This window comes from Cobetia sp. 14N.309.X.WAT.E.A4, assembly GCF_030397495.1.
Taxonomy (GTDB): domain Bacteria; phylum Pseudomonadota; class Gammaproteobacteria; order Pseudomonadales; family Halomonadaceae; genus Cobetia; species Cobetia marina.
In genome coordinates, this window is record NZ_JAPNXT010000002.1 from 110,760 (window position 1) to 136,084 (window position 25,325).

Consider the following 25,325-nt stretch of genomic DNA (forward strand, 5'->3'; position numbering starts at 1 on the left):
CGTTGAATGCAGATGGCGAAGCGTGTTCGCGGGTGCCCGGTCGTCATTCGGGCAAGTCGTCTGTGGGCCGGCCAGCCAGGTCGCTTTCGGGGCGTTCGGCCTGGTGGATGGCATGGCGCTCCGGCAGATGCCCCAGCCAGCCAAAGCGCGCCAGCAGGGCAGCGTAGGCGCCATCCGGTGGGCATGAAAGACGCAACCAGCCACCCTCGGGGTGCGGCAGTTCCAGTCCGACCGCCGCCAGCAGCAGACGCGGACATTCCAGGGTCGAGGCGAAGTAACGATTGTAGTTGCCCTTGCCGTGCCTGGCATCTCCGATGATGGGGTAGCCACGGCGCGACAGGTGCCGACGAATCTGGTGTCGACGGCCGGTCAAGGGACGTGCCTCCACCAGCGAGAAGCGTGACTGGGGGTAGCGGTCGATCGCGACGGGCAGCTCGACCTGCGCCAGTCGGCGGATGTCGGTGATGGCTTCCTGCTCCGGCATCTGGGCCTTGGGCAGGCGACCCTCTTCCTTGCGCAGGCCGTAGTCCAGGCGTTCCTGTTCGGGAGCGACGCCACGCACCACGGCCAGATAGCGTTTGCTGACCTGCTGTTCCTCGAAGGCGGCGCTCAGCTTGCGGGCGGCTTCCGGTGAGAGGCCGAAGACCATCAGCCCGGAGGTCGGGCGATCGAGACGATGCACCGGGAAGACGTGCATGCCGATCTGGTCACGCAGGCGCTGCAGCAGAAATTCCGTCTCATGCTTGTCGATGGGGCTGCGATGCACCAGCAGGCCAGAAGGCTTCTGCACCACCACCAGCACGTCATCCTGAAACAGGATGTCGAGTGGCAAGATGGGGTCGGCCTCGTGAGCCGGGTCAGCATCGAGGGGCGCCGACACGAGTGGTCGAGACGTCACTGACGCGTCGCAGGGCAGGCCATCGGGAGAAGAGGGCAGATCATGGGAAGAAGGGGGCATGGGCATCACGGCAGCAGGAAGACGAAAGCCGATCACCAAGGGGGTGATCGGCGTGTATTGTCCGGCTTTCCTGGCTGGCTGTCATGTCCGGTCTGTTGCAGGAGGGGGCGCCGCCTCAGGCAATACGGTCTGAGGTATGTCGGCTGGCTCGTCCGGTGTCTTCGGGACGTATCAGCATGCCGGCCGGTATCCATTGCACCAGCAGGTTGATGGCGGCGCCCGGCGCTGCCTCGGCGCCGACTTCGGGGGCCAGCAACTCTCCCAGTGAGGCGAAGCTCAGGCCGTCATCACCGGCGGAGAGAATGGCGTCGAGCACCAGCGCTTCCAATGGCTCGAGAGAGCGATAGTGCACCTCGGGTGCGCCCTCGGTCGGCTGACGCCAGACGATCCATGGCGTGGGGATGTCGCTCTCGACCGGCGCACGTGGCGGCTCGTCATTGTCGATGGATTTCCAGATAGCCGGCGTATCGAAATGAAAGGCGAAGTGATGCAGTGACGGATGGGCTGCCAGTCTCAGCGTCGGCCAGTCTTGCGGGGCGAGCCCTTGCAGGGTCTCGACGCTGAGCGGCGCGATCTCCTCGGCATCCAGTGCCAGCCCCAGTGCCCATTCGAAGGCCGCCATCTCGGTGACCAGCGAACGCCGGGGTTCGCGCGCGGTCACGAAGGCCGGAAAGTGCTGGCCTGCCCAGCGGATCGAGTAGTGGCTCGGCGGATGGGCATTGAGGTACTCGCGACACAGCAGGCCGAAGGCATCATCGCCAATCAAGGTGTGCACGGCCTCGAAATCACCGCCGAAGACATCGAACAGGCGCAGGCGGTAAGCCGTGGCATAGATGCCAAGGCGCTCCTCGGCACTGGCCAGCTCATCACTGATGACAGCCTGTGCCGCGATGCTGCGGGTGTCGGGTGACGGCGCGGCCAGATAGGCGGCGGTGGCGTCCTGAAGCTGGGTCAAGGCGCGGCGATCGAACTGTGATGCTGTCGACGCTGTGGTCGATGCATGCGTCATGCGTGCAGCCCCCCATTCATTGCCGCCGCGACAGTCCGGGTCGGTTGATCGTCGGCCAGCGGGCGACCACTGCGGCGACGCAGCTCGGCATATTCTTCCATCAGCTCCGACCATGGCGGGAAGTTGTCATCGCGCTCGATCATGGTGGCGACATCGCCGAAGCGCTCGCGTGCGGCGTCATACAGCGACCACACGGCATCCGGGACGGGTTGGTCGTGGGTGTCGATGCACAGCTCACCGCCAGACACGTCCTGCCTGATGTGCCCGGCGAGATGGTGCTGCCAGACACGCTCCGCCGGCATGGCATCCAGATAGGCCAGCGGATCGAAGTCATGATTGTGGCTGGAGACGATGACGTTGTTCAGGTCGAGCAGGATCAGGCAATCGGCACGGCGGCTGACCTCGGCCAGAAACTCCCATTCGCTCATCTCGTCGGGCTGCCAGGTCAGGTAGCTGGAGACGTTTTCCAGCACTAGCTGGCGCCCGAGCGCGTTCTGGACCTGGTCGATGCGCTCGGCCAGGTGCGTGATGGTGGCCTCGGTATAGGGCAGAGGCAGCAGGTCATGGAATTGATGCGCGCCGGTGCGGGTCCAGCACAGGTGATCGGAGACCCACATCGGTTCGATGCGCTCACACAGTGCGCGCAGCTCGCGCAGATAGCGGGTGTCGATGGGATTGCTGCCACCGATGGATAGCGAGACGCCATGCAGGGCGATGGGGTAGTGCTCGCGGACTCGCTCAAGAAAGTGCAGCGGCTTGCCGCCGGCACTGACGCCGTCGGAGTCGATGAATCCGGGGCCCATGTAGTTCTCGCTGATGGCCTCGAACCAATCGATATCCGGCAGTGTCGTCAGAATCTCGTGGTAGTACTCAGGACGTAGCCCAAGCCCTTGACCGGCACCCGAGGTGGCAGTGGCAGGCTGGTGACTCCGGGAAGCTGTCGTCATGAGTGACTCCTTTTCCATGGCATGGCAGGCAGTGCCTGCATTGGCAGTGTAGACCTGATGCAACAACGGGAGGACGGCATGCCGTCCTCCCGTTGTGTCCAGGGACTCCTGGCGACACCGTTACCTGGGTGACGGTGCCCTCATCTCGAGTGCTCAGCTCTTGCCGGAGATGACTTCGCCGCCAGCGCCGACACAGGATTCGGCACTTGCGGTGTAAGACCAGCCCTGACCCTTGCAGGCATTGTGGCCCTTGCAGGCGCTGGTGGCGGTGGCGCACTCGGAGGTGCCCTTGCAGGAGTTGATGCCGGAGCACTTCACGGCGTTGTCAGCCGCCTGCACGGACATGGAGGTCAGGGCGGCGGTGGAGAACAGTGCAGCGGCAGCAGCGGCAAAGGTGGCGGCAGTCACGGTCTTCTTCATGGTCATGATGGTTTCCTTTCGGGCGAGCCCGTTTTTTCTGGTTGTTGAGCAAGGTTCGATGCAGATATCCACCCGGCCAGTCAGGTCTCGTTGCCGGGTCATTGAGTCTTACGTCGCCGGCGTGAAGGTGGATGCACCGCGGCTCGAGAATTTGACCGGGAGCGCGAAAACCCTCTGAAAGACGCTATTCTGCTCGTGGCATACTGTGTGCCTGTCATGTCTTCTGTGCTCTGTCGAAGCAGTGTGCAGCGGGCCCCGCCTGCCTCATGGCCGATCCGTCCATCGGTCTCGTACTCTGCTTATGGAGCCTTGCATGCTGAACTCCCTTCGACGCCTGTGGCATACCCCGCGCTGGCGCTGGAGCATCCTCGTCATCCTGTTGCTGGGAGGATGTAGCGCCGTCACCGTGCATCAGCTGGATGCGCGTTTCGGGACGCCCGAGCCACGCGATCGCGTCGTGTCCGGCGATAGTCTGGCGGGGAGGCATTGGGAAGATGAGGTCAAACCGATCCTCGAGACGCGTTGCGTGGTCTGCCATGGCTGCTATGACGCCCCGTGCCAGCTCAAGATGTCCTCGGCGGCCGGGATCGACCGCGGTATCAATCCCGCTCCTGTCTATGACGGCACCCGCTTGCTGGCGGCCAATCTGACGCGTCTGTTCGAGGATGCCGACAGCACCGCTGAATGGCGTGACATGAACTTCTCGCCGGTGCTCAACGAGCGCAACGACTCGGCGCTCGCCAATCTGGAAGGCAGTGTGCTGTTCCGCTCGCTGAGCCAGAAGCGCAAGCAACCCCTGCCGGTGACGGAGGAAGGCCTGCTGCCGGAAGACCGCTTCGATCTGTCGCTCAATCGCAGTCAGGTGTGCGCGCCCATCGAGCGCTATGATGCCTTCGCGGAAGATCATCCGGACTGGGGCATGCCGTATGCGCTGCCGCAGATCAGTGATGAGGAGCACCGTACGCTGGTCAACTGGTTGGCGCAGGGCTCGCCGATGACCGAGGTGCGCCCGGTGTCTGAGGTCCTGGTGCCACGGATTCAGCAGGTGGAAGCCTTCCTCAATGGTGACAGCCTCAAGCAGCGGCTGATGAGTCGCTACATCTACGAGCACCTGTTCCTGACGCACCTCTACTTCCCCGAGGTCAAGGGAGCCAATGGCCGGCCGATCTTCTTCTCGCTGGTGCGCTCCAGTACGCCGCCCGGCGAGCCCATCCAGCGCATCTCCTCGCGCCGCCCCTATGACGCTCCCTACGCCGCCTATCCCGGAGATGGTCGTGACGTCATGCCGCATGACGAGGCCGGGCGTCCTCGCGTCTATTACCGTCTATGGCAGGAGCGCTCGACGATCCTGGCCAAGAATCATCTGCCCTATTCGCTGAGTGACGCGCGCCTGGAGCGCTGGCAGTCGCTGTTCCTCGCGCCGGACTATACGGTGGATGACCTGCCTGGCTATGACCTCAAGACGGCGTCCAATCCCTTCCTGACGTTCGAGGCGATCCCTGCCGAGTCACGTTACCGCTTCATGCTGGATGAATCGCAGAACACCATCATGGGCTTCATCAAGGGGCCGGTCTGTCGTGGCCAGGTGGCCGTGGACGTCATCAATGACCACTTCTGGGTCAGTTTCACCGATCCATCACTGTTCAGCCTGCCGCAGGTCGAGCGCACCCTGGCACGGGAGGGCGAGAATCTCAGCCTGCCTGCCGAGCAGAGCAGCAATGCATTGCCCATCTCCTCGTGGATCAAGTTCGAGCGCAAGCAGCAGGCCTATCTGCAGGCCAAGCAAAAGCTGATGATGCAGGCCTACGAGGACGGCAATCTGCGTCTCGACATGCAGCTGTTGTGGGACGGCAGCGGCTGGCAAGGCGGCGAGGGTGGCGATCACAACCCCAATGCCGCCCTGACGGTCTATCGTCACTTCGACAACGCTGCCGTGATGAAAGGGCTGGTCGGCAATGTGCCCAAGACGGCCTGGGTGATCGATTACCCGATGCTTGAGCGCATCCATTACCTGCTGGTGGCCGGCTTCGATGTCTATGGCAACCTCGGCCACCAGCTGACCACGCGCCTGTACATGGACTTCCTGCGCATGGAAGGCGAGAACAACCTGCTGGCGCTTCTGCCTGCCGGCGAGCGTCAGGCAGTGCATGACAGCTGGTATCAGGATGTGGATTCTGGGCTGGAAAAGCTGCTGTTCAAGAAGCCGCCCCAGTTTGATGCCCCGAGCGATATCGTCTGGACACCGGGAGAGCTTTCCTCACCGGAGAAGGCGCGCATTGGGCTGATGCGCCGCCTGCGCGAGCGCCTGGCGCCGGAACTTGTCCACGAGCGTAGCCTGGAGACGCTGGAGGATGATGCCGTGCGCCGCGAATTGAAGGCCTTGAGCGAGGTGAGTGGTCTGGCGGCCAGCCTGCTGCCGGAAGTCACCATCATTGCGCTGGAACGTGAGGGAAGCGAGCACCCACAGTTGTTCAGCGTGCTGCGCAACTCGGCTCATGCCAACATCACCAGTCTGTTCGACGAGGAAGCCAATCGGCGTCCTGAGCGCGATACGCTGGATGTGCTGCGCGGCGTGGCCGGGGATTATCCGAATGCCTTCTGGCATCTGACACCCGAGTCGCTGCAGGGATTGGCTCGGCGGGTCGCCGTGCTCAAGGATGAGGCGGACTATCGACAGCTGATGGCCGATATCGGAATGCGGCGCACCGATCCACGCTTCTGGCAGTTCTCGGACAGCGTGCTGCGTGCCAATTATTCGGATCGTCCCGTCGAGGCCGGGTTGCTGGATTACAACCGTCTGCAGAATCGCTGAGCGTCTCCGAGCCGCCTGGCGCTGTCTGGAAAACACGAAGGCCCGCCACATGAGGATGTGGCGGGCCTTCGTGGTGAGAGAGATGGCATCACGGGGGTCAGCGACCGCCCTGACACTCTCCTTCTGCCAGCTCGATCAGGCCATCCAGGTGCAGGATATGGACCTCGCGCGCCTGGATATCCACCAGCCCCTGAGCCTGGAAACGCGTCAGGATACGGCTGATGGTTTCCACGGCCAGTCCCAGGTAATTGCCGATGTCGGCGCGGGACATGGAAAGACGGAAACTGTATGGCGAATAGCCGCGGCGACGGAAGCGCTGAGAGAGGTTGACCAGGAAGCTGGCCAGGCGCTCATCTGCCGTCTTGCGCGACAGCAGCATCATCATCCGACGATCCTCATGCAGCTCCTTGCTCAGGCTCTTGAACAGCTGGGTGCGCAGTTCCGGCAGTTGGGCGGAAAGCGCATCGAGGCGATCGAAGGGAATCTCGCACACGGTCGTGGTCTCGAGTGCCACGGCGCTGCCGGGGTAGGCATTGCTGTCGATGGCATCCAGTCCAGCCAGCTCGCTGGGCAGGAAGAAACCGGTGAGCTGCTCCGTGCCACTGTTCTCGGTGTTGATCTGTTTCAGGCTGCCTGAGCGCACCGTGAAGACGCAGTCGAAGGGCTCGCCCTGGGTGAAGAGAACCTCGCCCTTTCTGAGCGGCGCGCGGCGCCGAATGATGGAGTCGAACTGGTCGATGGCTTCCATGTTCAGTGCCAGCGGCAGACACAGTGAGCTGAGCGAGCAGGTCTGACAGCGTGCTTCATGCGCACGCAATCGATGGGATGCCGTTGTCTGGGCCGTCATGGTGACTCTCCTGGGGCATTACGCCGAAACTCGTGGGGAGCGGGTTTCGGGTGGGGGTGTCCGGGTGCGACACCTGGTACAGGGCGATTCCATGGTCCTGTACGGAGAGGCAGCATCCTCATGGACTGAGTCGCTGCTGCCTGTCGGTGCTGTCCGTCAATGATACCTGTCAGGCGCACTTCCCAGAACGGGTTCCCGTCCTGTGGGGCGGGATGTGAAGTGCTCCGTGAATCGCGCGCATTATATTAGATAATTCTGATTGTGTCGTGATGTCCTGCATGACTCTAGACGCAGAACCTCCCGAAGGGGCAGGTTGCGACGCCCTGCCTCATCCGACTCGGGAGAGCCAGGTGACATCATCCACTCAAGGACATGACGATCTGCCCCATGCTGACCAGCAGTGTGAGCAGAAACAGCAGACTCCAGACCAGCGGCAGCGGCCTGTCCGGCTGAGGGGTGCCGTCAATGCGGTGTTCGTCGCCTGGCCCATCTCCCTGCAGGTCATCATCGGGTGAGGTGCTGCGCGAGCGAAGCCCGACAAGCAACAGCGTGCAGAAGGCCAGGCTGCCCAGCGTGAGCATGCTGATCCATGCCTGCCAGAACAGTGGCAGATCGACGTTTGCCAGCAGGTTCATGGTGCAGCTCCTGTCGTCAGTGTCAGTGTGGCGAGTGTCTCCCCTGTCGGGTCGGGTGCTGTCGCGGATGAGTGCCGAGGGGGATCCGTCTGTTGAAGATAGGCCAGCAGAGCGGTCGCCTCGGCCTTGCCGCGTACCTGGGCGGGCGCCGCGAGGATCTCGTCGTCTCGGTAGGGTACGCCAAGCGTCTGCAGGGCCTGCATGCGCTCGGCGACACCCTCGCCGCTCAGGGCGTGCTCGAACAGCCAGGGGTAGGCCGGCATGCTGGAATCCGCCACCTTGTGGCGCGGCGAGTACAGGTGCAGGCGTTGCCAGGCCTCATCATGTTCCGCCGGGAGGCGGCTCAGGTCAGGGCCTTGACGAGCGTTGCCCCACAGGGCCGGTCGCTCCATGAGGTGGCGGGAGGCGGCGTCCCGGCTTGCATGGCGCGCCTGGTCTCCCGGCAGATCCCGCACCATTCGGGTATGGCATTGCTGGCAGCCTTCCCGCAGGTAAAGGCGCTGTCCCTCCAGCGCCAGCGCATCCAGCGGTGTCACTTCTTGCCCTGCCTCCTGAAACCCCAGAGGCAGCAACTGGGCCAGCGCGCCGACACTTGCCGCCATCACGCAGAGCGCGGCCATCAGGCCCGGATGCCGTTCGAGCAGTACGTGTCTCATGCCGGTGTCCTCCCCCGAGCGTGTGAATCCCCGATGTGGTGATGAGCGCGCTGGGTAGAGGGGCGCGTGATGGGACGGCGGGAGGCGCGCAGGAGATACGCTGCCATCAGCAGCAGGCCGAGTGCCCAGCAACTCAGCCCCACCAGCGTCATCAGCATCGGCGGGCGAGCCACCGCCAGGACGTCGGCGAGGGAGTGCAGCGGTTGTCCCTCTGCGTCTACGGCATGCCACAGGCTGCCCTGCAGCAGGGTGGTGGTCCAGCTGGCAGCGATGCAGAGCAACGTGCCGGCGATGGCCAGCCAGGCGTGGGTCATGATCAGCGCCGAGGGTGCTTCAGGCAGCCGCACACGGTAGAGCATGAGCACGCTGACCAGACCGATGACGCCCAGTGTGCCGGCCGGCGAGAGGCTGCCGGCGGCGCTGAAGGTCATGTCGTTGAGCGGAGCGATGGACAGTGCCACATGCTCTATCACGCTGATGGCCAGAAAGAGCAGGGCCGCGCCGAGCAGGCAGGTCTGAGGATGATGGCGCAGGGAGGGCCAGTCCGCCTTGAGAGTCAGCAGGCCGTTGAGAGGAATGGCCAGTCCCGGCGCCAGCAGCAGGAGCCCCATCGCCATTCCCAGCGCCTGGCTCCACTGGGGCAGGGCACTGGCGTGCAGCAGCACCGCACCGCTCCAGGGCAGCAGCAATACCAGCAGCCAGAAGCTGATGATGGCCAGACGGTGAGAGTGAAGGGGCTGGCGGGTCAGTCCCGAGAGTGCCTGATACGCCATGGCAATGAAGCCCAGTGCCAGCATGCCGCCGGGCAGCATTCCCTTCTGCCAGCTCTGCAGCAGCGCGTCCAGACTGCCTGAGAACATGGGTAACGATGTCAGCGGGCCCAGGGGCACCGCCAGTGACAGCAGGGTATGCTGCATCAGTATCATCACCAGACAGCCAATGAAGCACCAGCCAGCCACGGGCAGGCGCGCTGTCGGTCCTGCCTTCCAGTTGACATGGAAGAGCCACGCGACCGCGATCCACACTGCCAGCATCAACAGGTTGAGTGGCCAGGGATATTCGGATTGGCCATGCCCCGACGCGAAGCCCGCGGCAATCGATATGCTGCCAAGCACGAGAATCGTCTGCCAGGCCTGCAGCGTGAACCGCTGGAGACGCCGCTGGCCCGGCCGGGCTTGCGTGTCATGATTGACCAGTGAATACAGGCTGGCAATCAATGCCGAGCCGCCGAGGCCGAAGAGCAGCAGATGCTGTTGCACAATGGCGAGACGGCCATGGCTCAGCCAGGCGATGGGCGGGGCCAGGGTTGGCCACAACTGCACGGCGGTCAGCCATACCGCCAGCAATAGACTGACGGCGCCTGAAAGAATGGCCGTCGTGCCAAATTGGCGAATCACCTCGTGAGAGGCGCCTGCTCCATCAGGTGCTGTGCCCATGTCATGACCTCATCATGCAGTGAACAGCGATGTGCTCTCCTGAAGAGAGCACGACTCACGAGACGATTCAGCATTCATTTCAGCTACCAGGGAGGACACTGAGTGTCTCTTGTCACTTCATCATCGGACGAAGATCGGGATGCGTCCAATGTGGCGGCCGTTCCCACCCCCTACGCCGAGGAAGGTTTCAAGGTCGCTTCCTTTGACGCCATCGCCGATGAGTTGGAAAAGCGTCTGGAGCTGTCAGAGGAGGCGTTGGCGGCGCGCGGCCCCTGGCGAGGCTGGGTGGCCTCGTTCGGTCCGCTGGAGATTCATGGCAGCCCTCGGCAGGTGATTCTGCTGCATGCCCATGGGGCGGGCGCCGGACGCGAGACCGATTTCCATCAGCAGTTCGGCAAGGCCTGTGTGCACCAGGGGGCGGCATGGCTGGGATTCGACTTCGCCTATCTCGTCAAGATGCGCTGCGAGGCGCGCCGTCGTCCGCCGCCGCGGCTGCCCGGGCTGATCGAGGAAATGACGCGCTGGCATGAGGCGCTGGCCGCCAGTCTTGCCGCCAGGGCGTCTCTGGCGACATGCCCGGTATTGCTTGGTGGCAAGTCCATGGGGAGTCGCGTGGCCTCGCATGTGATGCAGGAGCTGGAGGGGCGAGGCATGCCAGCCCCCTCATCAGGCCCGCGCCGGATGTCGCCCCTGGGCTGGTATGCACTGGGCTATCCCTTTCACCCGACCGGCAAACCGGACACGCTGCGAACCGGGCATCTGGCGGCCATCAATGCCCCGGGCGTGATCTGCCAGGGCACGCGAGATCCCTTTGGTCATCGCGAGGAAGTCGAAGGTTACGGATTGCCATGCACCATCAGCCTGCATTGGCTGGAGGATGGCGAGCATGATTTCAAGCCTCGCAAGGCGAGCGGCAAGACGCGTGAGGGACTGATTCGCTCAGCGGTGGCAGCGATCCTTGCACACCCTGCATTGCGCTGATGGGTGTCAATCCATGAGCGACACGAATTTTCTCCCTCGTGGCATCCTGATGTCAGAATGTTGACACAATGCTGATGGTTGCTGGGCTACAGGTGAGTGGTGCTGGGAAAATCCAGTCTTATCAAGACCCTGTCGAGGAGTATTCTGAAACTTCCTGTAAAAAAAGTATTGACTCATGGGGCGGATTCCGTAGAATGCAGCGCCAACGAGACAGGGGTGGTTAGCTCAGTTGGTAGAGCACCAGCCTTACAAGCTGGGGGTCACTGGTTCGAACCCAGTACCACCCACCATTTGAAAAAAGTTATTGCTTATCAAAGCGTTACTTGATTAAATGGCCTGGTTCGTCAGCAGAAGCAAACGTTGCAGTGGACTGGTAGTTCAGTTGGTTAGAATGCCGGCCTGTCACGCCGGAGGTCGCGGGTTCGAGTCCCGTCCAGTCCGCCATTCAGAATGACGCGATGTCACCGCTGCTTGCAGCACGGATCGTATGTGTTGGGTGATTAGCTCAGTTGGTTAGAGCACAAGCTTCACATGCTTGGGGTCACTGGTTCGAATCCAGTATCACCCACCAATGTGGACTGGTAGTTCAGTTGGTTAGAATGCCGGCCTGTCACGCCGGAGGTCGCGGGTTCGAGTCCCGTCCAGTCCGCCACTCGATCTACAGAATTCGTGAAACCCGAGCCCTCGTGCTCGGGTTTTCGCGTTTCTGGCCAGCAAGATGCTCGTTGTTGCCTTCCTCGCTGTTGCCTTCCTCGCTGTTACCTTCCTCGCTGTTGCCTTCCTCGCTGTTGCCTTCCTTTTGGGCGCCCCTTGTCCCCCGTTCGACGTTTCTTCGTGTTTCAGGTCCGTGAGCTACCCGTTCGGCTTGATGCGCGGTGCTGTCTGCGCCATGCACCCGGTGGTTTGGCGTGCCAGCGCTTGCAGGCGTGCTGGAAGCTTTCCGGACCGGCAAATCCCAGTACCCAGCTGATTTCCTTCAGGCTCAGATGGGTGTCGCGCAGATAACGCTCGGCCAGTGCGCGGCGTGTGTCATCCAGCAGCCCCTCGTAGTGCCAGCCTTCGGCGGCGAGTCGTCTGGCCAGGGTACGCGGGTGCAGATTGAGGGCCGCTGCGATCTCGTCGCGTCCGGGTGCGCGCCCCGAAAGCCGCATGGCAATGGCACGTCGTGTGCGTGACAGCGTGTCATGAGGGCCCTGACGGCTCTCCAGTCGCTCCGTGATCTGTTGACGAAGCTGGGCAAAGGCAACCGGTGCTGCCTGCACGGTAGGGGCGTTCAATACTCTGTCTGGCAGCCACAGCCGATTGCGCCCTGTCGCGAAGTGCAACTGGCTCGCAGGCAGGCCCAGGCGTCGGGCATATCGCCAGCGCCAGCGCTTCTCCGTCTGCTCATGCATATCGTCTGGTGAGGGGGTGAGCGGAGAGCTGTCCTCCGGCGAGCGGGGGGTCGTGTAATCGATCTCGAGCGATGCATCGCTCAAGGCATCGCCACTCAGCTGGCGAGCCAGATGCCACCAGCCTCCCAGCACGCTGTCGACCACGAAGCGGTTGTAGGCATTGTAGGGAGCGAGGGAGTAGAAGTTCAGCCAGCCGCCGGTGGCCTGGCGCTCGAAATGGACATACCCACGACTGTTGTCGCTGTAAAGTGCCTCAGCCTCGCACAGCAGCGTCAGCCCTGCCGCCAGAGTGGGGGCGCAGGCACACGCAAGTCCGGGGAGCAGAAAGTCTCCCGGGCGAATCTGAGCGGCCATCTCCAGGCCGAACAGTTCATCACCGCTGGCAGTGATGGCGGCGTGGCCCAGACGCATGTAGCGAGCGATGCCGATCCGGGCATCTCCGTCGTCCGGCAGCGGCCAGCCCGTGTAGGGCTGCATGATGGGCTCGGCGTGCACGTTGCGCGCGTCCAGGGCACGTGCAACGAGGTGCGCCAGGCTGACCGAGACTTCTCCTAATTGCATGGGGCTGGCTCGTGTCGAGAGGTCGGGGAGACAAGCGCGAGGCTTGCCGTCGGCCGGATATTGCTCAGGGCATGTCCTGCAAGGATATCAATGTGTCCTCCAGGCGCATTGAGTGCAAGCGATGATGCACTACACTGAGCGTATCGAGATTCATACGACTGTTTGCCTTGGGTGTGCGTCGCCCTGACGTGTCTACCGCCAACGTGCACGAGCAACGCAAGGCGACAAGATGACAATGACGACCTGATGAGTTCCGCGTGCTGGTGTCCCGGGGTCCGGTTGACGGCCACGCCAGTGCGACGGCAAGGAGCAAGCGCCATGACTGCCTATCCGAATATCTTCCGTCCGCTGAAGCTGGGACACATCACGCTGAAGAATCGCGTGCTGATGGGGTCGATGCATACCGGGCTCGAGGAAGCTCCCAATGGCTTCACGCGCCTGGCGGCCTTCTATCGCGAGCGTGCCCGTCATGGTGTCGCCCTGATCGTCACGGGAGGGATCGCCCCGAACCCGGAGGGCGCGGTCATGCAGGGGGCGGCCAAGCTGACCACCTCGCAGGAGGCGCAGCGTCATCGTGAAGTGACCGATGCCGTGCATGCCGAGGACGGGCGGATATGCCTGCAGATCCTGCATGCCGGTCGCTATGCCTATTCTCCGGATCAGGTCGCGCCATCTGCCATTCAGGCCCCGATCAACCCCTTCATGCCGAGGGCGCTGAGCACCGAGGAAGTGAAAGGCCAGATCGCGGATTATGTACGCTGTGCCACCCTGGCACGCGAAGCGGGCTATGACGGTGTCGAGGTGATGGGGTCCGAAGGTTACTTCATCAACCAGTTCATCTGTCGACGGACCAACCAGCGTGAGGATGAATACGGTGGCAGCTTCGAGAATCGCATCCGTCTGGCGGTGGAGATCGTCGCGGGCATCCGCGCGGCACTGGGCGAGGATTTCCTGATCATCTATCGGTTGTCGATGCTGGATCTTGTCGATGAGGGCAGCACCTGGAGCGAGGTGGTCGCGTTGGGCAAGGCCATCGAGGCGGCCGGTGCCAGCCTCATCAATACCGGGATCGGCTGGCATGAGGCACGAGTGCCCACCATCGTCACCAGTGTGCCGCGTGCCGTCTTCACCGGACTGACCCAGCGCATGAAGGCGGAGCTCAGTCTGCCGCTGATCACCACCAATCGCATCAACATGCCGGACGTGGCCGAGTCGGTACTGGCGGAGGGACATGCCGACATGGTGTCGATGGCGCGTCCGTTCCTCGCTGACCCGGCGTGGGTCAGCAAGGCGCAGGCGGATGATGCCGCGATCATCAACACCTGCATCGCCTGCAACCAGGCGTGTCTTGATCACACCTTCCAGATGAAGCTGACCTCATGTCTGGTCAACCCGCGAGCCTGCCACGAGACCGAGATGGTGATCGAGCCTGCCCGCCGCGTGCGTCGTGTCGCCGTGGTCGGAGGTGGTCCAGCAGGTCTGTCGGCGGCCGTCACCGCGGCAGAGCGTGGTCATGAGGTGGTGCTGTTCGAGGCGCAGGCGGAAGTCGGCGGGCAGTTCAATTTCGCGCGCCGCATTCCGGGCAAGGAGGAGTTTGACGAGACACTGCGCTACTTCAACGAGGCGCTGGCACGCAATGGTGTCGAGGTTCGGCTCAATACGCGTGCCACCGCGGAGATGCTGGCAGCGTTCGATGCCGTGATCCTGGCCAGTGGCGTGCGTGCGCGTACGCCCGCGATTCCCGGTATCGAGGAGGGCATCTCGCGTGGCCAGGTGCTCAGTTATGGCGAGGCGATTCGTGCTCCGGAGCGAGTGGGGCGACGTGTGGCGCTGGTCGGTGCGGGAGGCATCGGATTCGATGTGGCGGAGTTGATGACGCATCGTGAGCCGTCACCCTCGCTGGATGGCGAGCTGTGGTGCGAGGAGTGGGGGGTGGATCTCTCGGTCAGCACCGCCGGCGGTCTCAAGACACCGACGCCCGGCGAGAGCCCTCGTGAGGTATGGCTGCTGCAGCGCAAGACCTCCAAGCCGGGCAAGCATCTGGGCAAGACGACCGGCTGGGTGCACCGGGCCACCCTCAAGCAGCGCGGAGTCAAGATGGTGGCGGGCTGCGATTATCAGTCCATCGATGCCGAGGGGATGACCGTCAGCATTGATGGCAAGGTCCAGCATCTGGCGCTCGACAGTATCGTGCTGTGTGCCGGCCAGGAGTCGGTGCTGGAGCTCAAGGCGCCCCTGGAGGCGGCAGGGATCGAGCTGCACATCATCGGTGGCGCCGATGAAGCCGCTGAGCTGGATGCCAAGCGCGCCATCGCGCAGGGCACCATGGCGGCCGCAGCCCTCTAGCCCGCTCCCGGGAGTCTCGGCTGGCCGGGGCGCCTTTCGTGGCGGAGCGAGTGTCGGCGAGATGGGGATATTCAGCGTTGAGTTGAGCCGAAGCTCTGCCTAGACTGAGAGTGGCCATCACGGCCGTCGTGTCTGCGTGACAATGACGGCCGTGATGGCCTTGTCGTCTCTCCGCCCTCTGCCGTTCTCACGGCGCATCACCACGATGGGACTCGCTCATGTCATCGCACGCAGCCGCTTCTCGCCAATCCACCGACGAGACTCTGCCGCCGGATGGCGCCACGGTCCTGTCCGCGCCTCAAGGCGCGCTCTCCTCTCCTGCTGCTGTCGCGTCTTCAGCGATTGTCGCGGCCTCGCCGATCGTCTCGCTCGAGGCCGACTCCTCATCGGCAGAGGGCGGCCTGGAAGCACTGCTCGAGCTGTTCACCCTGCCACGGGTGGAGCGTCTTGACTGGCGCGTGGCCCGCGAGGCTGGGGTGGTGGTCGAATGCCTGCGGGCCGATACCCTGGATGCCGAGATATCCGGCAACAAGGCATGGAAGCTGCGTCTGCCACTGGCGCGAGCGCTCAGCGAGGGGCGAGGCATCATCAGCTGTGGCGGCGGCTGGTCGAATCACCTGCATGCTCTGGCGGCTGCCGGGGCGCGTCTGGGGGTGGCGACGCATGGCCTGGTGCGTGGGCATCCGGAAGCTCCGCTGACGCCGACGCTGAAGGATGCCATGGCCAACGGCATGCACCTGAACTTCATCTCACGGGCGGAATACAAACAGCGCGACCAGCCCGGGTTCTCCGCCCGCTTCAGTGATGCTCTGTGGGTGCCGGAAGGTGGGGGCAGCGTGGAGGGGGGGGCGGGGCTCGAGCCGTTGGCACAGGTGCTGGTGACACCTTGCAACGGAGAGCCAGCGCCCCAGCTGGTACTGATGGCCTGCGGCAGCGGGACCACGCTGGCGGGTGTTCTGAGCGCGCTGGGGGAGCGTGATGGTCTGCGTGTGATTGGCGTCCCGACCATGAATCACGGAGATCAGCTCTATCACCGTGTGCGTCGTCTGCTGGCCCGGAGCGGCGGCAGTGAGCAGAAGACACCGGAGTGGGGGCTGTGGTTGGGAGCGCAGGCGGGCGGCTTCGCCAAGGCACCCGCCTGGTTGATCGACTTCATCCAACGCTTCGAGGCCGAGACCGGGTTGCAGGTCGAGCCGGTGTATACCGGCAAGTTGTTTGCCTCACTGGCCCACCACCTCGCCAACGGGATGATCGCCCCCGGGACTCGTGTACGGGTTCTGCATACGGGCGGTCTGCAGGGGCGCAGAGGGTACCCGGCTCTCGATGCTGCCTGAGGGATTTTCCTGCATGGCCGTCCCGTCGTGATGGTCGCGTCGGATCATGGCTGGCGGCGGCATGCAGCGCTGTTATGATGGGATTTCTACTGTGGTGCCTGCCATCCCGGGTACCGCGTTCGTTTCATCGGGCAAGGTGACCCCTTGCTCTGCTCTGGATACTCCCATGACGACTGACGCCCTCGCCACGACCCGCTCCGCGGCCACTGACATCGATGACACCTGTACATCACGTTTTCTGGCCAGTGACAACACGTCCGGTATCTGCCCCGAGGCGATGGCATACATGATGCGAGCCAATCAGGATGATGATCTCGCCTATGGCAACGACCGCTGGACTCAACAGGTGACGGACAGCTTCCGTCAGCTGTTCGAGACCGAGTGCGAGGTATTCTTCGTCTTCAATGGCACGGCGGCGAATTCCCTGTCGCTGGCGCATCTGTGTCAGTCCTATCACAGCGTCATCTGCCATGAACTGGCCCATATCGAGACTGACGAATGCGGAGGACCGGAGTTCTTCTCCAATGGCTCCAAGCTGCTCAATGCGCCGGGTCCGAATGGCAAGCTGACGCCTGAAGGCATCGAGCGACTGGTCACCAAGCGCAGTGATATCCATTATCCGCGCCCGCGTGTCATCTCGCTGACCCAGTGCACCGAAGTCGGCACCGTCTATAGCCTGGAAGAGCTTCAGGCGATTCGCGAAGTGGCTGACCGTCATGATCTTCAGATCCACATGGACGGCGCGCGCTTTGCCAATGCCTGTGCCTCGCTGGGCGTCTCTCCGGCCGAGCTTACCTGGAAGGCCGGCGTGGACGTGCTGTGCTTCTCCGGTACCAAGAATGGGCTGGCGATGGGGGAGGCGGTGATATTCTTTGATCGCGAGCAGGCTCGTGACTTCGACTATCGCTGCAAGCAGGCCGGTCAGCTTGCCTCCAAGATGCGTTTCATCGCCGCGCCGTGGATGGGGCTGCTCGAGAATGACGTCTGGCTGGACAACGCACGTCATGCCAACACCATGGCGCAGTATCTGGCCGAGCGACTCGAGGCATTGGACGGCATCGAACTGCTGTTCCCCTGTGAGGCCAACAGCGTCTTTGCCAGCTTCCCCGAGCATGTGCTGACGGCACTGCGTGAGCGTGGCTGGACCTTCTACACCTTCATCGGCGCAGGCGGCGCACGCTTCGTATGTTCCTGGAATACCAGTACGGATCTTCTGGATGCTCTGCTCTCTGATATCCAGAGCGCCCTGTAAGAAAGGGGGCTGAGAGTGACACTCTCGTAGCGCGTACTGAAAAGTGTAAAAAAGCCCATCGGCCATCCGGTGGGCTTTTTTTTCATGAAGATTTTTCAGGACGTTGCGATGCGTCCATGCCCTTGCGGGGGTGTGACAAGGTCAGTGATCGCTACGGCCAAGGCTTCTGTCAGCAGTCGCCTCGTGGCCGCCCATGCTGGCGGTTTCGCATGTCATCGATTCGACTTCGGGCCGCCATCGAGTCGCTGGCGACACCTCGTGGGGCCGGATATGTGCAAGGACTGGCTGGCGAGACTCGCCGCTCTGTCCCTATTCTGAACGTGTGCTGCAGTGCGACGTGGCAGACATGGTGCCTTTCAGGAGGAGGGGCTTCAACGGCCACGAGGCGAGGCAATTCTTGCGCAACGGTGCGCTCGAGGAGGCGTCACTCCTGCCTCGTTCCAGATCGCGCTTGTCATGCAGGGACGAGGTTGTCCATTCGGGTGGCGAAAGTTCGTTGAATGCGGTGGGTCCATGTATTGGACACTCGCTACCTATATCGATCTATGCTGATAAACACGCCGAGGCAGTCACCTGAGCGCCAGCAGCGCGGGGCATCAAGTGACCTGGTACCACTGTCATCGTACAGGAGTGGCCCCGGCGATGGTCCCAGCGACCCCGAGTCGCGACAAGGAGGCTTCCATGAGCATCTTCGATCACGTGCAGAGCCGCTACGAGCGGGTCCAGCAAGAAGAGATGAGTCTCCAGGAGTACCTGGAGTTATGTCGGCAGGATCGTTCTGCCTACGCCAGCGCTGCCGAGAGAATGCTGGCGGCCATCGGTGAACCGGAGGTCATCGATACCGCCAAGGATCCCAGTCTTTCCCGGATTTTTTCCAACAAGCTGATTCGACGCTACCCCAGCTTTGCCGAGTTCTATGGCATGGAGGAGGCCATCGAGCAGATCGTGTCCTACTTCCGTCATGCGGCTCAGGGGCTTGAGGAGCGCAAGCAGATTCTCTATCTGCTGGGGCCAGTCGGCGGCGGCAAGTCATCGCTGGCCGAACGACTCAAGCTGTTGATGGAGCAGATTCCCTTCTATGCCATCAAGGGGTCACCGGTATACGAGTCGCCGCTGGGGCTGTTCTCGCTGGAAGAGGATGGCGAGGTGCTCGAGAAGGAATATGGCATCCCGCGCCGCTGCATGCGCAGCGCCATGTCGCCCTGGGCGGCCAAGCGTCTCAAGGAATATGGCGGAGATCTCAGTCAGTTCCGTGTCGTCAAGCTCTACCCATCCCGCCTGAACCAGATCGCCATCTCCAAGACGGAGCCGGGCGATGACAACAACCAGGACATTTCCGCGCTGGTCGGCAAGGTCGATATCCGTCAGCTTGAGCTCTATGCCCAGGATGATCCGGATGCCTACAGCTTCTCCGGCGGGCTGTGCAAGGCCAACCAGGGGTTGATGGAATTCGTCGAGATGTTCAAGGCACCGATCAAGGTGCTTCACCCGCTGCTGACCGCGACTCAGGAAGGCAACTACAACCCCACCGAAGGCATGGGGGCGATTCCCTTCGATGGCGTGGTGCTGGCGCACTCCAATGAGAGCGAGTGGCAGGCCTTCCGCAACAATCGCAACAACGAGGCCTTCCTGGACCGCGTCTTCATTGTCAAGGTGCCCTACTGCCTGCGAGCCTCGGAGGAGGTGAAGATCTACGCCAAGCTGCTGGAGCACTCGTCGCTCAATCATGCGCCCTGTGCGCCAGACACCTTGCGCATGCTGTCCCAGTTCATCGTGCTGTCGCGCCTGCAGGAACCTGAGAACTCCAGTATCTATTCCAAGATGCGCATCTACGATGGCGAGAACCTCAAGGATACCGACCCTCGCGCCAAGTCGATCCAGGAGTACCGTGACAGTGCGGGGGTCGATGAGGGCATGGATGGTCTGTCCACGCGCTTTGCCTTCAAGATCCTCTCCAAGGTCTTCAACTTCGATGCCAGCGAGGTGGCTGCCAACCCGGTGCACCTGCTCTATGTGCTGGAGCAGCGCCTCGAGCAGGAGCAGCTGCCCAAGGAGACCCACGAGCGTTACCTGCGCTTCATCAAGGAGTATCTGGCCCCACGTTATGTCGATTTCATCGGCAAGGAGATCCAGACCGCCTATCTCGAGTCCTACTCCGAGTATGGCCAGAACATCTTCGATCGTTACGTGACCTACGCTGATTTCTGGATTCAGGACCAGGAATACCGTGACCCCGAGACTGGCGAGCTGCTCAATCGTCAGTCGCTCAATGAGGAGCTGGAGAAGATCGAGAAGCCGGCGGGCATCTCCAATCCCAAGGACTTCCGTCATGAAGTGGTCAACTTCGTGCTGCGTGCTCGCGCGCAGAACAACGGGATGAATCCGGGCTGGCAGTCCTACGAGAAGCTGCGTGCGGTGATCGAGAAGAAGATGTTCGCCAATACCGAAGAGTTGCTGCCGGTCATCTCCTTCAATGCCAAGGCATCGGCATCGGATCAGCGCAAGCATGAGGATTTCGTGGCGCGCATGGTGGATCGCGGATATACCGAGAAGCAGGTGCGTCTGCTGTCCGAGTGGTATCTGCGGGTGCGCAAGTCGCAGTAAGCCCTGCCGACTGACGACAGGCCTGCCGGCGGGCGTGATTGCCGCCGGCACTTGCCATCCGGTCTTTCGCTGAACGCGGGGCCGGCAAGGAGGGCGAATGAGTTACTTCATTGATCGACGCAGCAATGCGCGCAACAAGAGTGCGGTGAATCGCCAGCGCTTCATCCGGCGCTACCGCAGCCATATCAAACGGGCGGTGGAGGATGCCGTCAATCGGCGCTCCATCACCGACATGGAGCGTGGCGAGGAAGTCTCCATTCCGACTCGCGATATCTCGGAGCCGGTCTTCCAGCATGGCCAGGGCGGCAAGCGGCGTGTCATCAACCCGGGCAACAAGGAGTTCGTGGAAGGTGATCGCATGCGCCGCCCGAGTGGCGGCGGCGGCGGTGGCGGCGGCGGAGAAGGTCAGGCCTCCAACCAGGGCGAGGGCGAGGATGATTTTGCCTTCACCCTGTCGCGCGAGGAGTTTCTCGAATTCGTGTTCGATGGTCTGGAGCTTCCGCATCTGGAGCGCAAGCAGATCGCGGACATGGATGAAGTACGTCCGGTGCGGGCGGGCATCGCTCGCGATGGCACTCCCGCCAGGATCAATATCGTGCGCTCGATGCGTTCAGCCCAGGCGCGGCGTATCGCCATGCGATCCCCCATCAAGCGGGCGCTGAAGGAGGCCACTGACGCGCTGGAGCTTGAGGAGCGCAAGGATCCGGTGCTGCGCAACAAGGTGCGCATTGCCGAACTCAAGGCGGAAATCGAGCGTCTTGAAGCGCGCCTCAAGGCGGTGCCGTTTCTCGATACCTATGATCTGCGCTACAACCACCTCATCAATCAGCCGATGCCGTCCAACAAGGCAGTGATGTTCTGCGTGATGGATGTCTCGGGGTCGATGACCCAGGCGCACAAGGATATCGGCAAGCGCTTCTTCCTGTTGCTCTATCTGTTTCTGGAGCGCAACTACGAGAAGGTCGAGCTGGTGTTCATTCGCCACCACACCGCCGCCAAGGAAGTGGATGAGGAAGAGTTCTTCTACTCCCGAGAGACCGGCGGCACCATCGTCTCCAGTGCTCTGACCTTGCTGGATGAAGTGATCGAATCCCGCTATCCGGCGGGTGAATGGAATCTCTACGTGGCTCAGGCGTCCGATGGTGACAACTGGGATGACGATTCCACCAATTGTCGCGAGCTGATGATCAAGAAGCTGATGCCGCGTCTGCAATATTACGCCTACGTGGAGATCACTCCGCATGCGCACCAAGCATTGTGGGAAGAATATGAGCGAGTCGAAGCCGAATTTCCGGATCGCTTCGCCATGCAGCAGATTGTCGAGGCGGGCGATATCTACCCGGTATTTCGAGAGCTGTTCAAGCGCCGCATCAGCGCCTGATCGCATCATGTGACGCGCCCGGCCATCTGCCGGGCCGGGAGGCCCCATGAGCCAGAGACGTGATAATCGACTGGAAAATCAGCAACCGGCCAGTGGCTCCGATTGGACCTTCGAGCTTCTGGAGCATTTCGAGCACGAGATCGCGCGTATCGCTGCGCAGTATCGGCTGGATATCTACCCCAATCAGATTGAAGTCATCACTTCCGAACAGATGATGGATGCCTATGCCAGCATCGGCATGCCGGTGGGCTATCACCATTGGTCGTTCGGCAAGCAGTTTCTCTCGGTGGAGCAGGCCTATCGGCGCGGACAGATGGGGCTGGCCTATGAGCTGGTGATCAATTCCGATCCCTGCATCGCCTATCTCATGGAAGAGAACACCCTGATGATGCAGATTCTGGTCATGGCGCATGCCTGTTATGGCCACAACAGCTTCTTCAAGGGCAATTACCTGTTTCGTGCCTGGACGGATGCCTCGGCGATCATCGATTACCTCGTCTTCGCCCGGAAGTACGTGTCCGAATGCGAGGAGCGCCATGGTGTCGATGCGGTCGAGCAGCTGCTGGACGCCTGTCATGCGCTCCAGAATTATGGCGTCGATCGCTACAAGCGTCCCTCGCCCATCTCGCCGGAAGAGGAGATCCAGCGTCAGCAGGAGCGTGAGGCCTATCTGCAGGCTCAGGTGAATGCGCTGTGGACCACCATTCCGCAGGCCGAGGAGGAGGATGAGTTGATCGATGAGGTCAACGACCCACTGGGTCTGCATCGTCGTGGTCGCTACCCGCCGGAGCCGCAGGAGAACCTGCTCTACTTCATCGAGAAGAATGCACCGTTGCTGGAGCCCTGGCAGCGGGAGCTGGTGCGTATCGTGCGCAAGCTGGCGCAATACTTCTACCCGCAGCGCCAGACCCAGGTAATGAATGAAGGCTGGGCATGCTTCTGGCACTACACCATCATGAATCAACTCTATGATGAGCAGTTGATCGGCGAGGGGGTGATTCTCGAGTTCCTGCAGTCGCACACCTCGGTGGTGCAGCAGCCGGGCTTCGATCACCCGCATTACAATGGCATCAACCCCTATGCGCTGGGCTTCGCGATGTTCATGGACATCAAGCGCATCTGCGAGAATCCTGACGACGAGGACCGTGAGTGGTTCCCCGACATCGCCGGCAGTGACTGGTTGGAGACGGTGCATTTCGCGATGCGCAACTTCAAGGACGAGTCCTTCATCCAGCAGTTCCTGTCGCCCAAGGTGATCCGTGATCTCAAGCTGTTCTCGCTGGTGGATGACGACAGTGATGAGCATCTTCTCATCGATGCCATTCACGATAGTCGAGGCTACAAGCGCATTCGAGAGGCGTTGTCGGTGCAATATGCGCTCAGCCATCGCGAGCCGAACATCCAGGTGTGGGCCGCGAATATCCGGGGAGATCGCTCGCTGACGCTGCGCCATGTCCAGGATGATCGTCGCCCGCTGTCACGCAGCGTCTATCCCGTGATGCGCTATCTGCACCAGTTGTGGGGGTTCCCGGTGCATCTCGAATCATTGGAGCAGGATGAGATCGCGCGCCGCTACCAGTGGCCGTTGCCGGAGGATGCTTCCGGCTCCACTGCGAGCTGACGTCTGGTCCCGGTAACACAGCCATGAAAAAGACCGCCTCGGGATTGGTTCCCGAGGCGGTCTTCTCGTATCAGGTCCGAGGCGCCGCCGGTATCATGCCGGGCGCTTGGTCCAGGACTGGCACCAGCCTTCGGGTGCCACGCTATTGCTGGGGAATAGCTGACAGCCCTTGTTCTCCGGCTTGTAGAACATGCAGTTGGTGCAGTCGGAGCCGGGCTTGAAGGCGGGGTGATCACTGGCTTCGCTGGCATCTTCCACATAGTGGAGCGCCTTTGCCTGCGGGTTGTCGGTATCCAGTGGGGGCAGGTCGGCGGCAAGGGCGCGCGGCGAGAGCACGGCAGCGCCCAGTGGCAGGGCGGCAAGCCCCAGCAGGCTGTTGCGCATGAAGTTACGACGGCTTTGATCAGCCATGGTCAGATTCCTTCTCATCGTTGGAGCACAGCCGGTGGGATGTGCTGCGGTCACGGCGCGCCTGTCAGGAGGCGCTTTCATGTCGATCGTTGCAGTGTCACTCGTGCCACGGGCGTCTTGATGAGCGCTCTGTGTGGCGCGGCTGGTCGCAAGCATCCTGGTACGGGAAGATGCAGGTGGCATGCCAGATACTGATCATGCGGTCAGATTCTGCGGTATCCGCCGTCGGGATGATCCCCCTCGTGGATATCTGCTCGCTGATGGTGCATGAAGCAAGTGCTGCCTGCTTATTGTGGCTTGAGTTGGGGCGGTCGTCAGCCTCGCGAACGGAACTCTGGCATGATGGAATGCTACGGTAGAACGTGAATGAAGTTGCTGCGGCTTGCGGGTCGTGACGGAATGACGAGCGCATGCCTTGCCGAGGCAATGGCAACGACAAGAAGGAAATGGCGGGATGCTGGATGTGATGGAGGATATTCGCTCGGCCGGTCGCAAGCTGTGGCGAGGGTTTGGCGTCAGCGTGGCATTCGCGCTGGTTGGAGGTGGGCTGTGGTGGTGGCAGGAGCGTGATTACCAGCAGTTCTACGCCTGGCAGGGAGTGCCTGAGGCACGTGAACTTGACTGGAAGACGCTGGCGCGTGGCTTGCGCAGCGATGCCTACCTGGTGGGGTGGTCGGATCTGCGCGCCAATCCGTTATGGGTGACATGGCGTCTCGAGAATACCCAGGGGTCGCGGCTGGGGGAGCGTCCTGACGAGTTCGAGCGCGACTGGCGCTCGCTATGGCCCGTCACGCCGGACAGCTATCGCAACAGTGGCTACGACCGCGGACACCTGGCGCCCAACTACGCCATCGGCAAGATCTACGGGGTCAAGGCCCAGCATCAGACGTTTCGCATGACCAATATCTCGCCACAGACACCGGCGCTCAATCGCAAGCTGTGGCAGCGACTCGAGGCGGCCATCATGGACAGGATTCTGCCGCGGGAAGAGGCGCTGTGGATCACCGCAGGTCCGGTCTTCACGGGAGAGATCGAGCGTCTGCCGAATCTGATCGAGATTCCGGATGGTTTCTACAAGATCATCGTCTCGCCCGGCACTGCTCGGCAGGCGCCTCGCGCCCTGGCGTTTCTCTTTCCTCAGCAGGTAAGAGGGGATGAGCCATTGGATCGCTTTCTGGTCAGCATCGATAGAATCGAATCTCTCACCGGTTTCGATTTCTTCCATGAGTTGCCGGACGATATCGAGCAGCGCCTGGAAGCCTCGGTACGTCGTGATGGATGGCAGGTCGAGAGTTTCAGCCGCATCCCGTCACGCTATTGAGTGTCTGATGACTCTGATGGCGCAGGGGAGGCAATGGGTCGTGCAGAAGGATGCGTCCGGGGATATTCGTCGCGCAGTCGCAGGAAATCCATCCACAGGCCAGGCAGTGGAAGCGGGTGTGGACAAGTCAGCAGGCGTCGGGGGGGGGGATCTGTGTTTCTGGGAGCACGCGAAAGACAACGCAGGGCGCTGCAGGTCTGGATAAAGCAATGAAGCTGATAGCAGGGGGGAGAGTATCGCGATGTGAGCAGCGGGCGCTGCGAGAAAGTACATCGGATGACAACTTGATGGTGCCCAGAAGAGGACTTGAACCTCCACGTCCATACGGACACTAGCACCTGAAGCTAGCGCGTCTACCAATTCCGCCATCTGGGCATCAAGTTGTGTGCTGAAGTCTCA

19 protein-coding genes and 5 tRNA genes are annotated in these 25,325 nt (G+C 62.1%); 13 read left to right on the forward strand and 11 right to left on the reverse strand.

All coding sequences use genetic code 11. The features are described 5' to 3' along the window. Nucleotides 1-43: 43 nt before the first annotated feature. From OW493_RS03825 to OW493_RS03840, 4 genes are all read right to left on the reverse strand, one after another. The gene (locus tag OW493_RS03825) at nucleotides 44-835 is read right to left on the reverse strand and encodes a pseudouridine synthase (RefSeq protein ID WP_077379350.1); all 792 of its coding nucleotides are present in this window, start codon (nucleotides 833-835) and stop codon (nucleotides 44-46) included. Between the two features lie 238 nt (nucleotides 836-1,073). Continuing rightward, nucleotides 1,074-1,913, reverse strand: coding sequence for a DNA-binding domain-containing protein (locus OW493_RS03830; RefSeq protein WP_169477241.1), 840 nt, complete (start codon nucleotides 1,911-1,913; stop codon nucleotides 1,074-1,076). A 50-nt stretch (nucleotides 1,914-1,963) separates the two neighbouring features. After that, nucleotides 1,964-2,914, reverse strand: coding sequence for a DUF692 domain-containing protein (locus OW493_RS03835; RefSeq protein ID WP_191236505.1), 951 nt, complete (start codon nucleotides 2,912-2,914; stop codon nucleotides 1,964-1,966). A gap of 153 nt (nucleotides 2,915-3,067) precedes the next feature. Then, nucleotides 3,068-3,340 carry a hypothetical protein gene (locus OW493_RS03840; protein ID WP_240499614.1) on the reverse strand — a complete coding sequence of 91 codons (273 nt, stop codon included), beginning with the start codon at nucleotides 3,338-3,340 and terminating at the stop codon, nucleotides 3,068-3,070. 307 nt (nucleotides 3,341-3,647) lie between these two features. On the opposite strand from OW493_RS03840, the gene OW493_RS03845 reads away from it, so the two are divergent. Beyond that, nucleotides 3,648-6,146, forward strand: a complete 2,499-nt coding sequence (locus tag OW493_RS03845; RefSeq protein ID WP_289863333.1) for a fatty acid cis/trans isomerase — start codon at nucleotides 3,648-3,650, stop codon at nucleotides 6,144-6,146. Between the two features lie 97 nt (nucleotides 6,147-6,243). On the opposite strand, the gene fnr is transcribed toward OW493_RS03845, so the two are convergent. From fnr to OW493_RS03865, 4 genes are all read right to left on the reverse strand, one after another. Continuing rightward, a complete protein-coding gene (gene fnr / locus OW493_RS03850; protein WP_077378772.1) occupies nucleotides 6,244-6,993 on the reverse strand; it encodes a fumarate/nitrate reduction transcriptional regulator Fnr in 750 nt (249 codons plus the stop codon). A gap of 356 nt (nucleotides 6,994-7,349) precedes the next feature. Next, the gene (locus OW493_RS03855; RefSeq protein WP_084209417.1) at nucleotides 7,350-7,628 is read right to left on the reverse strand and encodes a hypothetical protein; all 279 of its coding nucleotides are present in this window, start codon (nucleotides 7,626-7,628) and stop codon (nucleotides 7,350-7,352) included. Beyond that, complete coding sequence (locus OW493_RS03860; RefSeq protein ID WP_289863334.1) at nucleotides 7,625-8,284, reverse strand: cbb3-type cytochrome c oxidase subunit II; 660 nt, start codon at nucleotides 8,282-8,284, stop codon at nucleotides 7,625-7,627. The genes OW493_RS03855 and OW493_RS03860 overlap by 4 nt, the downstream gene beginning before the upstream one ends. After that, the gene (locus OW493_RS03865) at nucleotides 8,281-9,720 is read right to left on the reverse strand and encodes a cbb3-type cytochrome c oxidase subunit I (RefSeq protein ID WP_289863335.1); all 1,440 of its coding nucleotides are present in this window, start codon (nucleotides 9,718-9,720) and stop codon (nucleotides 8,281-8,283) included. The genes OW493_RS03860 and OW493_RS03865 overlap by 4 nt, the downstream gene beginning before the upstream one ends. A gap of 150 nt (nucleotides 9,721-9,870) precedes the next feature. Here OW493_RS03865 and OW493_RS03870 point away from each other — a divergent pair, with 150 nt between their 5' ends. The 5 genes from OW493_RS03870 to OW493_RS03890 all read left to right on the forward strand — a co-directional run bounded on the left by OW493_RS03870 (nucleotide 9,871) and on the right by OW493_RS03890 (nucleotide 11,353). Continuing rightward, on the forward strand, nucleotides 9,871-10,701 hold the full coding sequence (locus tag OW493_RS03870) for an alpha/beta family hydrolase (RefSeq protein WP_289863336.1): 831 nt from the start codon (nucleotides 9,871-9,873) through the stop codon (nucleotides 10,699-10,701). A 214-nt stretch (nucleotides 10,702-10,915) separates the two neighbouring features. After that, a tRNA-Val gene (locus tag OW493_RS03875) sits at nucleotides 10,916-10,991 on the forward strand. A 77-nt stretch (nucleotides 10,992-11,068) separates the two neighbouring features. Beyond that, nucleotides 11,069-11,145 (forward strand) — tRNA-Asp (locus OW493_RS03880). Nucleotides 11,146-11,195: 50 nt separating this feature from the next. Continuing rightward, nucleotides 11,196-11,272, forward strand: a tRNA-Val gene (locus tag OW493_RS03885). A 4-nt stretch (nucleotides 11,273-11,276) separates the two neighbouring features. Beyond that, nucleotides 11,277-11,353 (forward strand) — tRNA-Asp (locus tag OW493_RS03890). A gap of 187 nt (nucleotides 11,354-11,540) precedes the next feature. Here the strand turns inward: OW493_RS03890 and OW493_RS03895 are convergent. Then, entirely contained in the window at nucleotides 11,541-12,656 is a 1,116-nt protein-coding gene (locus OW493_RS03895) for an AraC family transcriptional regulator (protein ID WP_289863337.1), read from the reverse strand. 318 nt (nucleotides 12,657-12,974) lie between these two features. On the opposite strand from OW493_RS03895, the gene OW493_RS03900 reads away from it, so the two are divergent. The 6 genes from OW493_RS03900 (at nucleotide 12,975) to OW493_RS03925 (ending at nucleotide 23,194) form a co-directional block, all read left to right on the forward strand. Further along, nucleotides 12,975-15,002, forward strand: a complete 2,028-nt coding sequence (locus OW493_RS03900) for an NADPH-dependent 2,4-dienoyl-CoA reductase (RefSeq protein ID WP_084209413.1) — start codon at nucleotides 12,975-12,977, stop codon at nucleotides 15,000-15,002. Between the two features lie 218 nt (nucleotides 15,003-15,220). Beyond that, nucleotides 15,221-16,336, forward strand: a complete 1,116-nt coding sequence (locus OW493_RS03905; protein ID WP_289863338.1) for a pyridoxal-phosphate dependent enzyme — start codon at nucleotides 15,221-15,223, stop codon at nucleotides 16,334-16,336. Nucleotides 16,337-16,547: 211 nt separating this feature from the next. Further along, entirely contained in the window at nucleotides 16,548-17,588 is a 1,041-nt protein-coding gene (locus OW493_RS03910; RefSeq protein ID WP_103751481.1) for a low specificity L-threonine aldolase, read from the forward strand. Nucleotides 17,589-18,269: 681 nt separating this feature from the next. Continuing rightward, entirely contained in the window at nucleotides 18,270-20,192 is a 1,923-nt protein-coding gene (locus tag OW493_RS03915) for a PrkA family serine protein kinase (RefSeq protein WP_077378796.1), read from the forward strand. Between the two features lie 97 nt (nucleotides 20,193-20,289). Beyond that, a complete protein-coding gene (locus OW493_RS03920; protein ID WP_176502961.1) occupies nucleotides 20,290-21,573 on the forward strand; it encodes a YeaH/YhbH family protein in 1,284 nt (427 codons plus the stop codon). Between the two features lie 46 nt (nucleotides 21,574-21,619). Next, complete coding sequence (locus OW493_RS03925) at nucleotides 21,620-23,194, forward strand: SpoVR family protein (RefSeq protein WP_077378801.1); 1,575 nt, start codon at nucleotides 21,620-21,622, stop codon at nucleotides 23,192-23,194. Between the two features lie 93 nt (nucleotides 23,195-23,287). Here OW493_RS03925 and OW493_RS03930 read toward each other — a convergent pair whose 3' ends face one another. Beyond that, nucleotides 23,288-23,605 carry a high-potential iron-sulfur protein gene (locus OW493_RS03930; protein WP_077378804.1) on the reverse strand — a complete coding sequence of 106 codons (318 nt, stop codon included), beginning with the start codon at nucleotides 23,603-23,605 and terminating at the stop codon, nucleotides 23,288-23,290. 454 nt (nucleotides 23,606-24,059) lie between these two features. Here OW493_RS03930 and OW493_RS03935 point away from each other — a divergent pair, with 454 nt between their 5' ends. Continuing rightward, nucleotides 24,060-24,926, forward strand: a complete 867-nt coding sequence (locus tag OW493_RS03935) for a DNA/RNA non-specific endonuclease (protein WP_240704285.1) — start codon at nucleotides 24,060-24,062, stop codon at nucleotides 24,924-24,926. Nucleotides 24,927-25,214: 288 nt separating this feature from the next. Here the strand turns inward: OW493_RS03935 and OW493_RS03940 are convergent. Then, a tRNA-Leu gene (locus tag OW493_RS03940) sits at nucleotides 25,215-25,301 on the reverse strand. Nucleotides 25,302-25,325: the final 24 nt, after the last annotated feature.

What these genes read in the sequence shown, in the direction of transcription:
- OW493_RS03835 (WP_191236505.1), bottom strand. Translation starts at nt 2,914, where the DNA reads ATGACGACAGCTTCCCGGAGTCACCAGCCTGCCACTGCCACCTCGGGT.
- OW493_RS03840 (WP_240499614.1), bottom strand. Translation starts at nt 3,340, where the DNA reads ATGACCATGAAGAAGACCGTGACTGCCGCCACCTTTGCCGCTGCTGCC.
- OW493_RS03845 (WP_289863333.1), top strand. Translation starts at nt 3,648, where the DNA reads ATGCTGAACTCCCTTCGACGCCTGTGGCATACCCCGCGCTGGCGCTGG.
- fnr (WP_077378772.1), bottom strand. Translation starts at nt 6,993, where the DNA reads ATGACGGCCCAGACAACGGCATCCCATCGATTGCGTGCGCATGAAGCA.
- OW493_RS03855 (WP_084209417.1), bottom strand. Translation starts at nt 7,628, where the DNA reads ATGAACCTGCTGGCAAACGTCGATCTGCCACTGTTCTGGCAGGCATGG.
- OW493_RS03860 (WP_289863334.1), bottom strand. Translation starts at nt 8,284, where the DNA reads ATGAGACACGTACTGCTCGAACGGCATCCGGGCCTGATGGCCGCGCTC.
- OW493_RS03865 (WP_289863335.1), bottom strand. Translation starts at nt 9,720, where the DNA reads ATGGGCACAGCACCTGATGGAGCAGGCGCCTCTCACGAGGTGATTCGC.
- OW493_RS03895 (WP_289863337.1), bottom strand. Translation starts at nt 12,656, where the DNA reads ATGCAATTAGGAGAAGTCTCGGTCAGCCTGGCGCACCTCGTTGCACGT.
- OW493_RS03900 (WP_084209413.1), top strand. Translation starts at nt 12,975, where the DNA reads ATGACTGCCTATCCGAATATCTTCCGTCCGCTGAAGCTGGGACACATC.
- OW493_RS03905 (WP_289863338.1), top strand. Translation starts at nt 15,221, where the DNA reads ATGTCATCGCACGCAGCCGCTTCTCGCCAATCCACCGACGAGACTCTG.
- OW493_RS03915 (WP_077378796.1), top strand. Translation starts at nt 18,270, where the DNA reads ATGAGCATCTTCGATCACGTGCAGAGCCGCTACGAGCGGGTCCAGCAA.
- OW493_RS03920 (WP_176502961.1), top strand. Translation starts at nt 20,290, where the DNA reads ATGAGTTACTTCATTGATCGACGCAGCAATGCGCGCAACAAGAGTGCG.
- OW493_RS03925 (WP_077378801.1), top strand. Translation starts at nt 21,620, where the DNA reads ATGAGCCAGAGACGTGATAATCGACTGGAAAATCAGCAACCGGCCAGT.
- OW493_RS03930 (WP_077378804.1), bottom strand. Translation starts at nt 23,605, where the DNA reads ATGGCTGATCAAAGCCGTCGTAACTTCATGCGCAACAGCCTGCTGGGG.
- OW493_RS03935 (WP_240704285.1), top strand. Translation starts at nt 24,060, where the DNA reads ATGCTGGATGTGATGGAGGATATTCGCTCGGCCGGTCGCAAGCTGTGG.